Source organism: Novosphingobium sp. HR1a (assembly GCF_015594425.1).
In the GTDB taxonomy this organism is placed as follows: domain Bacteria; phylum Pseudomonadota; class Alphaproteobacteria; order Sphingomonadales; family Sphingomonadaceae; genus Novosphingobium; species Novosphingobium resinovorum_A.
Map to the genome: position 1 here is coordinate 69,044 of NZ_JABXWS010000043.1, position 13,073 is coordinate 82,116.

Sequence of the window (13,073 nt, forward strand, 5' to 3'; positions counted from 1 at the left end):
AAAGGCAATTGTTTGTACGCAGCATGGACGGACAACCTCCCCTCTTCGATGAACGCCCCCTCCCCCTCAGGGAAGCGCGCGGCGATTTTGCCAATGATTCGAGCGGCCACCGCGCACGGTTGCGCAAGCGGTTGCTCGATGGCGGGGCGGAGGCTCTGGCGGATCATGAGGTCATTGAACTCCTGCTGATGCAGGCCGTTCCGCGCCGCGACATGAAGCCGCTCGCGCGCAGCCTGATCCATCGCTTCGGCTCGCTCGCCGGCGTGCTGCAGGCGGAGCCGCGCGCCCTCGCCGCCCATCCCGGCATGGGCGAGGCTACCGCCGCGGCACTGCGCGTGGTCACCGTCGCCGCCACCCGCATGGCCCGCCAGAAAGTGCGCGAGGCGCCGGTGCTGTCCTCGTGGCACGCGCTCATCGACTACCTGACGATCGACATGGCGCACCTGACGGTCGAGCGCGTGCGCGTCCTTTATCTCAATGCCCGCAACATGCTGATCCTCGACGACCTCGTCGGCGAAGGCTCGATCGACGAGGCCGCGATCCACCCGCGCGAGGTGATCCGCCGCGCGCTCGACCTTGGCGCCACGGCGCTGATTCTCGTCCACAATCACCCTTCGGGCTCGCCGCAGCCGAGCCGGGCGGACATCGACATCACCAACCGCATCGCCGAGGCCGGGCGGCTGCTCGGCGTCTCCGTTCACGACCACGTGGTGATCGGACGCGAGGGCCACGTCTCGCTGCGTGCCAAGGGACTGATCTGACACCATGTGCGTCGCGGCCGTCGCCTGGGATGCCCATCCCGACTGGCTCCTCGTCGTGGCGGGCAACCGCGACGAGTTCCATGCCCGTCCCGCCGCGCCGCTCGCGCACAGGCCGGACGGCATCATCGCCGGGACCGACCTCACCGGCGGCGGCACCTGGCTGGGCGTCACCGAAGAAGGCCGCTTCGCCCTCGTCACGAACTACCGCGTGCCGGAAGGCTCGCAGCCCGGCCGTCCCTCGCGCGGGAAGCTGGTAACGGATCTGCTGGAGGGCGCGCTCCCGGACACGCTGACCGACGCGATGGCGCAGATGAATCCGTTCAACCTGATCCTGGCCGATACGGGCGAGGCCTCGTTCCTCACCAATCACCCGCAGGTCGAGGCGCGGCCGCTGTCTCCGGGAATCCATGGGCTGTCGAACGGCGGTTTCGACGTGCCCTGGCCCAAGACGCTGCAGGTGGGGGAAGCGATCGAACGGTGGCTGGAAAATGGATCGTCCGATCCCGCGCCGCTCCTCGACGCGCTGCGCGACGAGACACCCGCACCGGCGCCCGCACGCCCCGAACTCGGCCCCGAACCGCGCTTCGCGCCGGTTTTCATCCGCGATGCGACTTACGGTACGCGGTGCAGCACGGTGATCATGATCGACCGCGCAGGCCGGGGCGCGATCGCCGAGCGCAGCTTCGATGCCGACGGTGCCCGCACCGGCGACGTCCGGATCGACTTCGCCTGGCCCGGCATCGGAAGCCGGTAGATCGCCGCGCAAGCGCCTTGCCTTTCGCGCCCGCGCCGCCTAGCGGCACCGGCACGAATTGGCCGATACCCGCGTCAGCTGCAAGGAGTCGAACATGGTCCCCCGCTACGCCCGCCCCGCGATGACCGCGATCTGGGAACCCGAAGCCCGCTATCGCATCTGGTTCGAGATCGAGGCCCATGCTGCCGTCAAGATGGGCGAGATGGGCACCGTCCCCGCCTCCGCCGGCAAGGCGCTGTGGGACTGGTGGGCGACCAGCCCGAAGATCGACGTCGCCGCGATCGACGCGATCGAAGCCGTGACCAAGCACGACGTCATCGCCTTCCTCGACTGGGTGGCGCAGCAGGTCGGCCCCGAGGCGCGCTTCATGCACCAGGGCATGACCAGCTCCGACGTGCTCGACACCACGCTGAACGTGCAGCTGGTCAAGGCCGCCGACATCCTGCTCGCCGACCTCGACGCCCTGCTCGCCGCGATCAAGCGCCGCGCCGAGGAGCACAAGTACACCCCCACCATCGGCCGCAGCCACGGCATCCACGCCGAGCCCGTCACCTTCGGCCTCAAGCTCGCCGAAGCCTATGCCGAGTTCGCCCGGTGCCGCACGCGCCTCGTCTTCGCGCGTGAGGAAATCGCGACCTGCGCGATCTCGGGCGCGGTCGGCACTTTCGCCAATACCGACCCGGCAGTGGAACAGTACGTCGCCGACCAGCTGGGCCTCGGGATCGAACCGGTCTCCACGCAGGTCATCCCGCGCGACCGTCACGCGATGTTCTTCGCCGTGCTGGGCGTCATCGCCAGCTCGATCGAGCGCCTTGCCGTCGAGGTCCGCCACCTGCAGCGCACCGAAGTCCTGGAGGCCGAGGAATACTTCTCGCCCGGCCAGAAGGGCTCGTCGGCGATGCCGCACAAGCGCAACCCGGTCCTCACCGAGAACCTCACCGGCCTCGCACGCGTGGTGCGTTCGGCCGTCGTCCCCGCCATGGAGAACGTGGCGCTGTGGCACGAGCGCGACATCTCGCACTCCTCGGTCGAGCGCTTCATCGGCCCCGACGCGACGATCACCCTCGACTTCGCGCTGGCGCGCCTGACCGGCGTGATCGACAAGCTGCTGATCTATCCTGCGCGCATGCAGAAGAACCTCGACCGCATGGGCGGCCTGGTCCACTCGCAGCGCGTGCTGCTGGCGCTGACGCAGGCGGGCCTGACCCGCGACGAGAGCTACCGCCTCGTCCAGCGCAACGCGATGAAGGTGTGGGAATCGGACGGCCAGCTCTCGCTGCTCGAACTGCTCAAGGCTGACCCCGAAGTCGCTGCCGCCCTTCCAGCCGAAGTGATCGAGGACAAGTTCAACCTCGACTACCACTTCAAGCACGTCGACACGATCTTCGCCCGCGTGTTCGGCTGAGCCGATCGTCGTCCCGGACTTGATCCGGGACCGCTGGCTGTCTTTAGATGCGCGCTGTCGATAAGGCGCCTGGCCGAGAGCAATGTTGTTCTCGGCCAGCGGTCCCGGATCAAGTCCGGGACGACGGCGGAATCCCTTCCCTTGCGGAAAATTCACGCCTAGCATCGCCGGGAAAGCAGGAGGAACAATGCAGGTCATCCGCACCATCGCATGGGTCGTGCTCACCGCCGTGCTCGTCGCATTCATCGCGATGAACTGGACCAAAGTGCCGGTAAACTTCTGGCCTCTGGCAGACGGCAACTACTTCCACTTCGAATGGCCGGTCGGCGTCGTCGCGCTGCTCTTCTTCGGGCTGGGCATGCTGCCGGTGTGGGCTTACCTGCGCGCCGTGCGCTGGCGGCTCAACCGCCGCATCGCCAGCCTCGAGAACTCGCTGCGCGCCACCTCGATGCCCTCGCTCGCCGAAGCGCACGAAACCGTGCCCGTCACCCCAATCGAAACCCCGTCGGAAATCGAGAAGTCATGAACCGCAATCCCGTCTACCTCGCCCTCGACCTCCCTCGCCTCGACGCCGCAGAAGCGCTGGCGCGCAAGGTCTCGGGCCATATCGGCGGGATCAAGCTGGGCCTCGAATTCTTCTGCGCCCACGGCCACCACGGCGTCCATGAACTGCACAAGGTGGGCCTCCCCATCTTCCTCGATCTCAAGCTGCACGACATTCCCAACACCGTCGCCGGCGCCATGCAGGCGATCCATGTGCTGCAGCCCTCCATCGTCACCATCCACGCCGCCGGCGGCCGCGCCATGATGGAAGACGCCAAGGCCGCCGCCGGTGAAAACTGCAAGGTCGTGGCCGTCACCGTGCTCACCAGCCTCGACGGCGACGACCTCTCCGCCATCGGCGTCAACGCCAACCCCTACGACCAGGCCCTGCGCCTCGCCGACCTCGCCCATTCCGCAGGGCTCGACGGCATCGTCTGCTCGGGCCACGAAGTCGGCGCGGTGCACAAGCAGTGGAAGGACGGCTACTTCGTCGTCCCCGGCCTGCGCCCGGCAGACGGCAAAGTCGGCGACCAGAAGCGCACCGTCACCCCGCGCGAAGCCCGCGATGCAGGCGCCAGCGTGCTCGTGATCGGACGGCCGATCAGCCGCGCGGAGGATCCCCTCGCAGCGGCGAAGGCTATCGAGGCTACTCTTTAAGAACGGAAAAAGAGGATTCTGGGGCCATCGCCCCAGACCCTTTTACTGTCATCGTTGTGCGCGCAGCAGCGTCGCGTCCACATTGCGCCGCAGGCTATTGGTCTCCCGACGCAGCCTCATTGCATGACGATGCTGCGCGCCCGACCTCGACGGGTCACGGGGTGCAGGGGTGGTAAACCCCTGCTTCATCCTCTTCTCACCTTAACATTCGCACACTTCACCGTTCAGCCCTTCGCAACCTCGCTCCGTCCAGATTGTTGTCCACCGAACAACCCCCGGGAGTGCGACCCCATTATGAAGACCCTGAGCCTGCTCGCCGCCACGGCTATGGCAGCATCCGCCCCTACCGCCTTCGCCCAGCAGGCCCCTGCTCCCGCCATCGAGGCGGGGCACACGATGCTCACCGTCACCGCCGAAGGTTCGTCCACGCGCGAGCCCGACATGGCGAACTACAGCGCCGGTGTGACCACGCAGGGCACGACTGCCAGCGAGGCGCTTTCGGCCAACTCGGCGCAGATGACCAAGGTGATCGCCGCGCTCAAGCGGGCCGGGATCGCCGACAAGGATGTCCAGACCAGCAACCTCAACGTCAATCCGGTCTATGCCCAGCCCAAGCGCCTGCCCGATGGCTCTTACGAGGACGACGGCCAGCAGCGCATTGTCGGCTACCGTGCGAGCAATTCGGTCTCGGTCCGCCAGCGCAAGCTGCAGGACATGGGCAAGGTGATCGACGCGCTCGTCACCGCCGGTGCGAACCAGGTCAACGGCCCGAACTTCATGCTCTCGCAGCCCGAGGCGGCGATGGACGAGGCGCGTGTCGAGGCGATGAAGTCCACCCGTGCCCGCGCCGAACTCTATGCCAAGGCATCGGGCCTGCGGGTCGCGCGCATCGTCTCGATCAGCGAGAGCGGCGGTTATTCGCCGCAGCCGGTGATGTTCGTGCGCAAGGAGGCCCGTGACATGGTCGCCGCCGCCGCGCCGCCGCCGGTCGCTGCGGGCGAGTTGGAGATGAACGTCAATGTGACGGTGCAGTTCGAACTGGCGCCGTGATCGACCATCAATTGACCATCATCTCGTTCGATTGAATGTGATAGCCGACGAGCGCGAGCTTGTCGGCTTCACTTTTTCGGAACACGAATTGCTCGGTTCCACTACCGCGTTCGAACACGGTTTCGTTGGTTGTCGTGGTGAAGCTGCCGTTGGTGCTGGCGTTGCGGTTCCAGCCGACCTGCTTGCTCGACTTCACGTTGCCCAGCTTGCGATGGACCGCGTCGAGCAGGGCGACGAACTGCTTCTGTGTGGTGGCCTTGCGCATGTCCGGCCCGGTGGCATCCCAGATCGCCTGCGAACGGCCTGCGTCCAGCGCCTGGTGGAAGCGGACCACTTCGGCGTCGGCTTGCTGGATCGACTCCTTCACGCTGCAGCCGCCGAGCATTGCCGCGGCTGCGATTGGCATTAGATAGCGGCCCAACCGATTCACTTCACGTCCTTCATTTCATGCAGGACCGCAGCTTAGGGCAAGGCGCGCATATGCCAACAGCGGCAATCAAGATTTGCGGTATCAGCACCGCCGCTTCGCTGGAAGCGGCCATCCGCGCCCGCGCCGCGCACATCGGCCTGGTGTTCTTCTCCAAGAGCCCGCGCGCGGTGAGCCCGGTGCAGGCGGCGCAGCTTTCGGAGCGCGCGGCGGACCGGATCGGCCGCGTCGGCCTGTTCGTGGACGCCGACGACGCGCTGCTCGGCGAGGCCGTGGGCGCGGCGAAGCTCGACGCGCTGCAACTCCACGGGTCCGAGACGCCCGAACGCGCCGCGCAGCTGCGTGCCCGCTTCGGCATCCCCGTATGGAAGGCTTTGTCCGTCGCCACCGCCGACGACGTCACCCGCGCGAACGCCTACGCGGGCGCCGCCGATCTTGTCCTCTTCGACGCCAAGACGCCCAAGGGCGCCCTGCCCGGCGGCATGGGCCTCAGCTTCGACTGGGGCCTTGTCGCGAATTGGAAGGGACCGCTGGCATGGGGCCTCGCGGGGGGCCTCGACCCGGCGAACGTCGCCGAGGCCATCCTGCTGACAGGAGCGCCGCTGGTCGACACCTCCTCGGGCGTGGAGAGCGCGCCGGGCGTGAAGGACGAGGCGCGCATCGCCGCCTTCTGCGCGGCGGTTCGATCGGCCTGACCCAACCTTTCGTCATTGCGAGCGTAGCGAAGCAATCCAGGGCGACTCAAGATTGCCCTGGATTGCTTCGCTACGCTCGCAATGACGAAGGCCTGACGAAGAAAGGGGCGGCCCGTCGGACCGCCCCTTTCCTGGCTTACACTGCTTTCGCAGCGATCAGATCCGTGGGATCAGAACTTGACGCCCACGCCCACGAGGCCGCGGTCGGCGTCGGGGGTGTTGTCGCCGACCAGCAGGTGCTGGTATTCGGCCTTCACGTAATAGCGCGAGCCCACGTCCTGCTGGACGCCGCCACCGACGCCCACGGCGCTGTTGCAGTACTTGCAGTTCTTCGACTGCCAGTCGGCCAGCGCGTAGACCTTGGTGCCCGGGATCGGCTGCACGCCGATGCGGCCGCCAGCGCCCCACGAAACGCGGGTGTTGTCGGTCAGGATCTTGTCGGCCGAACCCTGCACACCCACGAAGAGCTTGTCGCCCAGGTCGTAGTCGTAGCCGGCGGCGACACCTGCAACTGCGTCGCTGTTGCTACCGTCCCAGATCACACCGCCGCGTGCTTCGACGCGAGCCTCGTTGGCCAGGGCGGGAGTGGCAGCGGCCACGGCAGCAACCGCGGCGAGCGAAACAAGTGCAATACGCATATTATATAACTCCAAGTATTCCTGCGATCCCGACCCTCATCGGGGTTATCGTCGGGAGCCCTGCCGCTGGACCCCGTCACCTTTCAGTCAGATGAACGGTAAATTCTTGGAATCGTTCAAAACGTCACAAAACTGCAGTTTATGCCGGTTAGGTGCTTTTGCCGATTTTCAGTTGCATTGTTTGCAATTGAATGTCCGCCAGGCGATCACCAAGCCCCTGTAGGCACGCATGGTTTTCCGGCGTTCCCGGGGCAAACATGGCCCCTCTCCTCAAGGCGTCTGGACAAGCGCGGGGGGGTCTGCCAAGCGCCGGATCATGACCGTTCAGAGCCCCAATTCGCTTCGTTCGTATCCCGATGAGTCGGGTCACTTCGGCCAGTTCGGCGGACGCTACGTCGCCGAGACGCTGATGCCGCTGATCCTCGACCTGGAAAAGGAATACCGTGCCGCGAAGCTGGACCCGGCGTTCCAGGCCGAGTTCGACGATCTGCTCAAGAATTTCGTCGGCCGCCCCAGCCCGCTCTATCCCGCCCCGCGCATCACCGAGCATTTCCGAAAGCTCGCGCCCGAGGGCAAAGGCCCGAAGATCTACTTCAAGCGCGAGGATCTGAACCACACCGGCGCGCACAAGATCAACAACTGCATCGGGCAGGTTCTGCTCGCCATGCGCATGGGCAAGACCAAGATCATCGCCGAGACCGGCGCGGGCCAGCACGGCGTCGCCACCGCCACCGTCGCGGCGCGCTTCGGCCTGTCCTGCACGATCTTCATGGGCGCCAAGGACGTCGAGCGCCAGGCGCCCAACGTGTTCCGCATGAAGCTGCTCGGCGCCGAAGTGGTGCCGGTCACCAGCGGCGCGGAAACGCTCAAGGACGCGATGAACGAGGCGCTGCGCCACTGGGTCGCCAACGTCCACGACACCTTCTACATCATCGGCACCGCCGCAGGTCCGCACCCGTACCCGGAACTCGTCCGCGACTTCCAGAGCGTGATCGGCACCGAAACGCGCGAGCAGATTCTCGAAGCCGAAGGCCGCCTGCCCGACATGCTGGTGGCGGCCGTGGGCGGCGGATCGAACGCGATCGGCATGTTCCACCCCTTCCTCGACGACGCGGACGTGGCGATGGTCGGCATCGAGGCCGCCGGTCACGGCATCGAGAGCGGCCAGCATGCCGCCTCGCTGATGGGCGGGCGTCCGGGCATCCTCCACGGCAACAAGACCTACCTGCTGCAGGACGAGGACGGCCAGATCACCGAAGCCCACTCGATCAGCGCCGGTCTGGACTACCCCGGCCTCGGCCCCGAGCATTCGTGGCTGCACGAGGCGGGCCGCGTGAAATACGTGCCGATCACCGACACCGAGGCGCTTGAAGCGTTCCAGCTGTGCTGCGCGCTGGAGGGCATCATTCCGGCGCTCGAAAGCGCCCACGCCCTCGCCGCGCTGCCGCAGCTGACGGCCGAGCTGGACGCGGACAAGCTGCTCGTCGTCAACGTCTCCGGGCGCGGCGACAAGGATATCTTCACCGTCGCCGAGGCGCTGGGGGTCGAGCTTTGAAAAAGGGCGGGTGGCAACGGTCGCTGATCGACGCCGCCGTGCTCTGGATGGCGGTGTTCCCGGCGATCAAGGTCCTCGCCGACCTCGTCCGGGTGCGCTCCTTCGACCTTTCGGGTGCGGGCTACTACTGGGCCTTCGCCTTTCGAGGAAGCTGGAGCGACATTGCCGTCAGCCTCGCCTACCTCGCCGTTTTCGTCGGCCTGACCGCCGCCATTCTCCGCTATTCCGGAAAGACGCTGTTCTCCTGATGACCCGCTTCGAAACCGCTTTCGCCAAAGGCCCCGCGCTCGTCTGCTTCATCACCGGGGGCGACGGCGACACCGCATCGAACCTCGACGCGCTCGTCGCGGGCGGCGCCGACGTGATCGAGCTGGGCATGCCCTTCACCGATCCCATGGCCGACGGCCCGGCGATCCAGGAAGCCAACTTGCGCAGCCTCGCCAAGGGCACGCGCACGGCCGACATCTTCCGCATCGCCGCCGAGTTCCGGCAGCGTCACCCCAATGTGCCGCTGGTGCTGATGGGCTACGCCAACCCGATGACCATCCGCGGCCCCGAGTGGTTTGCCGAGGAATGTGCCAAGGCCGGCGTCGACGGCGTGATCTGCGTCGACATCCCCAGCGAGGAAGACGCCGCCCTCGGCCCGGCGCTGCGTGAAAAAGGCGTGTCGCTGATCCGCCTCGCCACCCCGACCACCGACGCCGCGCGGCTTCCCAAGGTGCTGGAGGGCTCCTCGGGCTTCCTCTACTACGTCTCGGTCGCGGGCATCACCGGCATGCAGCAGGCGGCGCAAGGCTCGATCGAGGACGCGGTGGCGAAGCTCAAGGCCGCCACCGACATTCCCGTCGCGGTCGGCTTCGGCGTCCGCACGCCCGAACAGGCCGCCGCCATCGCCAAGGTCGCGGACGGCGTGGTCGTCGGCTCGGCCTTCATCGATATCGTCAAGCAGCATGGCGATGCCGCGCCCGGGCCGCTGCAGGACTATACCGCATCGCTCGCCGAGGCGGTGCATTCCGCTCGATAGAGCCAAGCCGATGGGGCTTCGACAAGCTCAGCCTGAGCGGTGTTGGAGGCTTACGCCACTTCCGCTCACCCGGAGCTTGTCACAGGGTCGGACACAGCCTCTCGAAGCCCCCACGCGCAAGACGCCGTCGAGGACACCATGAAAGACTTCGCCGTGTCGGACTCCCCCGCCGTTCAGGCCCAGCTCGATCGCCTTGCCGCGCTGTCGCTGCCGCAAGGCCGCATCGGGCTTGAGGCGATCCGCACGCTGCTGGCGCGCCTCGGCAATCCGCACTTGCGCATCGCGCCCGCGTTCCACGTCGCGGGCACCAACGGCAAGGGGTCGACCTGTGCCTTCCTGCGCGCGATCCTGGAGGCGCAGGGGTACAAAGTCCACGCGATCACCAGCCCGCATCTGGTGCGCTACAACGAGCGCATCCGCATCGCGGGCGAACTGGTCGGCGACGACGAACTCGCCAGCCTGCTGGCCGAAGTGCTGGACGCGGCGCACGATCTCGAAGTCAGCTTCTTCGAGACGACGATCGCCGCCAGCTTCCTCGCCTTCGCGCGCCATCCGGCGGACGTCTGCGTGATCGAGGTCGGCCTCGGCGGCCGGTTCGACGCGACCAACGTGCTGCCCGCACCGCTGGTCTGCGGCATGGCGACGCTGGGCATCGACCACGAACGCTTCCTCCTCGCCCCCGAGGACGGCACGCCCGCCGAGCCGCTCACCCGCATCGCCTTCGAGAAGGCGGGCATCCGCCGTCCGCACGTGCCGCTGGTGACGCAGAACTACCCGCACGAAGTCGCCGCGTTCCTGCAATCCCTCGCCGCTTCAGAGGACGTACCGCTGCAGTCGCGCGATGCCGAGTGGAAGGCGCAGGTCACCCGCGACGCCATCTGGTTCGAGGACCGCCACGGCTCTTTGACCCTCCCCCTGCCCGAGATGCCCGGCGCGCACCAGGCGGACAACGCCGCCCTCGCCGTCGCCATGCTGCGCGCGCAGGATGTGCTGAAGATCGATCCTCACGCCTTTGCCGAGGGTATCCGCGCCGCGCGCTGGCCCGCGCGGATGCAGCTCTTGGGCGACGGACCGCTGACCGCGCTCGTCCCCGGCACGCCGGTCTGGCTCGACGGCGGGCACAACCGCGACGCCGGGCTGGCACTGGAAGCATTCCTGCGCGAGCGGGAGCAGGCGCCGCATGTGATCCTCGGCATGATCGAAGGCAAGGACCCCGCCGCCCTGCTCGATCCGCTGCACCGGCTGGTCGAGAGCGTGACGCTGGTGCCGGTGCCGGGGCATGACTGCCACCCGCCCGAGGCGTTCGCAGGCTGGTCGCTGCCGACTTGCTCCGCGCCGGATGTGGCGACGGCACTGCGCGATCTGGAAAAGCTGGCCCCACGCGCCGTGCTAATCGCGGGTTCACTCTACCTTGCGGGCGCGGTGTTGCGGGACAACGGCGAAGTGCCGGATTGAGGCGAAGGCGATCCCATCCCGCTGCGACTAGGCGATAAATCGCCAAGTCTCGCTCCCCTCCCGCTTGCGGGAGGGGTTGGGGGTGGGCCTTCTGCTGTTACTCTACCTCGCCCGCAGACCCCAGCGCCTGATCGACGAGCCCTGTCCGGCTAAGCCACCAGAACAGCGCGATGCCGGGCAGCGACGCCACCGTGGTGAGCAGGTAGAAGTTCACGTAGCCCATGGCCTCGATCAGCGCGCCCGCCGTCGTGCCGGTAGCAAGCCGCCCCACCACACTCGCTCCGGCCGAGATCAGCGCATACTGCGCCGCCGTGTAGCGCAAGTCGCACAGCGCCGAGAAATAGGCGATCACCACCACGCCGCCGTAGCCCGAGGCGATGTTCTCGAAGCCGATGGCGCCCGCCATGCCCCAGTTGCTGTGCCCGGCCGCAGCCAGCGCCGCGAAGCTGAGGTTCGACACACCCATCAGCACCAGCGAGAGCATCACCGAGCGCTTGAGGCCCATGCGCGCATAAGCAACGCCGCCGATGAACACGCCGATCATGTAGGCCCAGAAACCCAGGCCGATGTCGTAGATGGCGATCTCGTCGTTGCTGAAGCCGAGGTCGTCGAACAGCAGGCGGAAGGTCAGGTTCGCCAGCGTGTCGCCGATCTTGTGGACGAGGATGAACAGCAGCACGAGAAACGCGCCGTTGCGGCGGAAGAACTCCCCGAACGGCCCGGCGATCGAGGACCAGACTTCGGCCAGCCCCTTCTTCTCGACCACCACCTTGCGGCGCTCCGGCTCGCCCAGCACCAGCGCGGTGAGCATCGCGGGCAGCGCGAAGACGGCGCATGCCGCATAGCCCACGCCCCAGCCGTAGCGCGCCGAAAGCACCAGCGCGAGCGCGCCCGCGCCCGCCGAGCCGATGCGCCAGCCATACTGACTCATCCCCGACCCGGTGCCGAGTTGGTAGGGCTTGAGCGTCTCAATGCGGTAGGCGTCGATAACGATGTCGAAGCTGGCGCCCGCCACGCCCACCAGCACGGCGGCCAGCACGGTCGCGCCGATGTCCGCCGCCGGGTCGACCAGCGCGAGATTCAGAACCGCCGCGATCACGGCAACCCCGCAGACCAGCATCCACGATACGCGCTGCCCCATGCGGTGCAGGACCGGCAGGTGGACACCGTCGACGATCCAGGCCCAGAAGACCTTGAGGTTGTAGACGAGGAACGCCAGCGTGAAGGCGGTGACGGTCTTCTTGTCGATCCCGTCCTGCGCCAGGCGCGTGGTCAGCGTCGCGCCGATCATCGCATAAGGAAAGCCCGAGGACAGCCCGAGCATGAACGAGGCGAGCGACTCCCGCTCGAAATAGGGCTTGATCGAATCCCCGACGCTGCGACGCTCTGCGATGGTATCGGCGTCCACGCCGGTCTCCTCATTTGCGGTTGCCGCCAACTTAGCGGCGGCGATCCGTAAGGGAAGGCTGGATGAAGCGGCGATCAACAGGTATGGGCCACGCATGTCCAAACCTCCCAGCAAGTCTTCAGGCGGCAGATCAGGCGGCTCCGGCCGCGGTCGCGATTCCGGTTCCTCTTTCGGCGCGGGTCCGCGTGGCGGCGCTTCGCGCGGCGGTGCATCGCGTGATGGCGGCCCACGCTACAACGCCGGAAGCGGCAGTGCACGTGGCCGCACCGGCCGCGATGACGGTCACGACGCGCCCCGCGGCGACGCTCCGCGCGGCGGACGCGGGCGCCGTGAAGCCCCCCGTATCGGCAGCCGCGAGGACTTCCGCAATGAATTCCCGCGCCGTGGCTCCAGAGACGGTGGGCGTGACGGCGCCTCCCGCGATGCTGGTCCGCGCGATGCCGCTGCCCGCGATGGCGCCCGTACCGGCGCCCCGCGTGGCGATCGTCCGCGTGAGGATACCCCGCGTGGCGGTTCCTACCGCAGTGGTCCGGGGCGCGACGGCGCGCCGCGTTCAGAGCGTGCGCAAGGCGGCGGATCGCGCGATGCGACCTATCGCAGCGGACCTGCACGTGATGGCGCCCGCTCCGATTCCCGCGACGGCGAACGCGGCTATCGTCCGCGCCGCGACGATCGCGCATTCGGCTCGGATCGCGGCCCAC

General features: G+C 67.4%; 14 protein-coding genes and 1 pseudogene. 12 read left to right on the forward strand and 3 right to left on the reverse strand.

What is annotated here, in order from left to right; all coding sequences use genetic code 11:
- The first annotated feature begins 23 nt into the window (after positions 1-23).
- From radC to HWN72_RS10385, 6 genes are all read left to right on the forward strand, one after another.
- The gene (gene radC, locus HWN72_RS10360) at positions 24-761 is read left to right on the forward strand and encodes a DNA repair protein RadC (protein WP_211150236.1); all 738 of its coding nucleotides are present in this window, start codon (positions 24-26) and stop codon (positions 759-761) included.
- Between the two features lie 4 nt (positions 762-765).
- On the forward strand, positions 766-1,515 hold the full coding sequence (locus tag HWN72_RS10365) for an NRDE family protein (RefSeq protein ID WP_211150237.1): 750 nt from the start codon (positions 766-768) through the stop codon (positions 1,513-1,515).
- Positions 1,516-1,609: 94 nt separating this feature from the next.
- Complete coding sequence (gene purB / locus HWN72_RS10370; protein WP_211150238.1) at positions 1,610-2,920, forward strand: adenylosuccinate lyase; 1,311 nt, start codon at positions 1,610-1,612, stop codon at positions 2,918-2,920.
- A 187-nt stretch (positions 2,921-3,107) separates the two neighbouring features.
- Positions 3,108-3,446: a LapA family protein gene (locus HWN72_RS10375; protein ID WP_211150239.1), complete on the forward strand. Its 339-nt coding sequence runs from the start codon at positions 3,108-3,110 to the stop codon at positions 3,444-3,446.
- On the forward strand, positions 3,443-4,120 hold the full coding sequence (gene pyrF / locus HWN72_RS10380; protein ID WP_008833293.1) for an orotidine-5'-phosphate decarboxylase: 678 nt from the start codon (positions 3,443-3,445) through the stop codon (positions 4,118-4,120). The genes HWN72_RS10375 and pyrF overlap by 4 nt, the downstream gene beginning before the upstream one ends.
- A gap of 294 nt (positions 4,121-4,414) precedes the next feature.
- Positions 4,415-5,170 (forward strand): SIMPL domain-containing protein, encoded by a 756-nt coding sequence (locus HWN72_RS10385; RefSeq protein WP_211150240.1) that lies wholly within the window; start codon positions 4,415-4,417, stop codon positions 5,168-5,170.
- Between the two features lie 7 nt (positions 5,171-5,177).
- Here the strand turns inward: HWN72_RS10385 and HWN72_RS10390 are convergent, their stop codons facing one another.
- Positions 5,178-5,576, reverse strand: a complete 399-nt coding sequence (locus HWN72_RS10390; protein ID WP_211150241.1) for a DUF4019 domain-containing protein — start codon at positions 5,574-5,576, stop codon at positions 5,178-5,180.
- 74 nt (positions 5,577-5,650) lie between these two features.
- On the opposite strand from HWN72_RS10390, the gene HWN72_RS10395 reads away from it, so the two are divergent.
- The gene (locus HWN72_RS10395) at positions 5,651-6,292 is read left to right on the forward strand and encodes a phosphoribosylanthranilate isomerase (RefSeq protein ID WP_211150242.1); all 642 of its coding nucleotides are present in this window, start codon (positions 5,651-5,653) and stop codon (positions 6,290-6,292) included.
- A gap of 170 nt (positions 6,293-6,462) precedes the next feature.
- Here the strand turns inward: HWN72_RS10395 and HWN72_RS10400 are convergent, their stop codons facing one another.
- Positions 6,463-6,930 carry an outer membrane beta-barrel protein gene (locus HWN72_RS10400; RefSeq protein WP_211150243.1) on the reverse strand — a complete coding sequence of 156 codons (468 nt, stop codon included), beginning with the start codon at positions 6,928-6,930 and terminating at the stop codon, positions 6,463-6,465.
- A gap of 316 nt (positions 6,931-7,246) precedes the next feature.
- On the opposite strand from HWN72_RS10400, the gene trpB reads away from it, so the two are divergent.
- The 4 genes from trpB to HWN72_RS10420 all read left to right on the forward strand — a co-directional run bounded on the left by trpB (position 7,247) and on the right by HWN72_RS10420 (position 10,964).
- The gene (gene trpB, locus HWN72_RS10405; RefSeq protein WP_211150244.1) at positions 7,247-8,485 is read left to right on the forward strand and encodes a tryptophan synthase subunit beta; all 1,239 of its coding nucleotides are present in this window, start codon (positions 7,247-7,249) and stop codon (positions 8,483-8,485) included.
- Positions 8,482-8,733: a hypothetical protein gene (locus tag HWN72_RS10410; protein WP_008833299.1), complete on the forward strand. Its 252-nt coding sequence runs from the start codon at positions 8,482-8,484 to the stop codon at positions 8,731-8,733. The genes trpB and HWN72_RS10410 overlap by 4 nt, the downstream gene beginning before the upstream one ends.
- Positions 8,733-9,509, forward strand: coding sequence for a tryptophan synthase subunit alpha (trpA, locus tag HWN72_RS10415; RefSeq protein ID WP_008833300.1), 777 nt, complete (start codon positions 8,733-8,735; stop codon positions 9,507-9,509). Before HWN72_RS10410 ends, trpA begins: the two co-directional genes overlap by 1 nt.
- Positions 9,510-9,647: 138 nt before the next feature.
- Positions 9,648-10,964: a folylpolyglutamate synthase/dihydrofolate synthase family protein gene (locus HWN72_RS10420; protein WP_211150245.1), complete on the forward strand. Its 1,317-nt coding sequence runs from the start codon at positions 9,648-9,650 to the stop codon at positions 10,962-10,964.
- A 97-nt stretch (positions 10,965-11,061) separates the two neighbouring features.
- On the opposite strand, the gene HWN72_RS10425 is transcribed toward HWN72_RS10420, so the two are convergent.
- Positions 11,062-12,372: an MFS transporter gene (locus HWN72_RS10425; RefSeq protein ID WP_081798926.1), complete on the reverse strand. Its 1,311-nt coding sequence runs from the start codon at positions 12,370-12,372 to the stop codon at positions 11,062-11,064.
- A gap of 94 nt (positions 12,373-12,466) precedes the next feature.
- On the opposite strand from HWN72_RS10425, the pseudogene HWN72_RS10430 reads away from it, so the two are divergent.
- A pseudogene (locus HWN72_RS10430) lies at positions 12,467-13,073 on the forward strand (pseudouridine synthase); the annotation flags it as partial.

Coding starts and splice junctions, on each gene's coding strand:
- HWN72_RS10395 (WP_211150242.1), top strand. CDS start 5,651: ATGCCAACAGCGGCAATCAAGATTTGCGGTATCAGCACCGCCGCTTCG.
- purB (WP_211150238.1), top strand. CDS start 1,610: ATGGTCCCCCGCTACGCCCGCCCCGCGATGACCGCGATCTGGGAACCC.
- HWN72_RS10400 (WP_211150243.1), bottom strand. CDS start 6,930: ATGCGTATTGCACTTGTTTCGCTCGCCGCGGTTGCTGCCGTGGCCGCT.
- HWN72_RS10365 (WP_211150237.1), top strand. CDS start 766: ATGTGCGTCGCGGCCGTCGCCTGGGATGCCCATCCCGACTGGCTCCTC.
- trpB (WP_211150244.1), top strand. CDS start 7,247: ATGACCGTTCAGAGCCCCAATTCGCTTCGTTCGTATCCCGATGAGTCG.
- HWN72_RS10375 (WP_211150239.1), top strand. CDS start 3,108: ATGCAGGTCATCCGCACCATCGCATGGGTCGTGCTCACCGCCGTGCTC.
- trpA (WP_008833300.1), top strand. CDS start 8,733: ATGACCCGCTTCGAAACCGCTTTCGCCAAAGGCCCCGCGCTCGTCTGC.
- pyrF (WP_008833293.1), top strand. CDS start 3,443: ATGAACCGCAATCCCGTCTACCTCGCCCTCGACCTCCCTCGCCTCGAC.
- HWN72_RS10390 (WP_211150241.1), bottom strand. CDS start 5,576: ATGCCAATCGCAGCCGCGGCAATGCTCGGCGGCTGCAGCGTGAAGGAG.
- HWN72_RS10420 (WP_211150245.1), top strand. CDS start 9,648: ATGAAAGACTTCGCCGTGTCGGACTCCCCCGCCGTTCAGGCCCAGCTC.
- HWN72_RS10385 (WP_211150240.1), top strand. CDS start 4,415: ATGAAGACCCTGAGCCTGCTCGCCGCCACGGCTATGGCAGCATCCGCC.
- radC (WP_211150236.1), top strand. CDS start 24: ATGGACGGACAACCTCCCCTCTTCGATGAACGCCCCCTCCCCCTCAGG.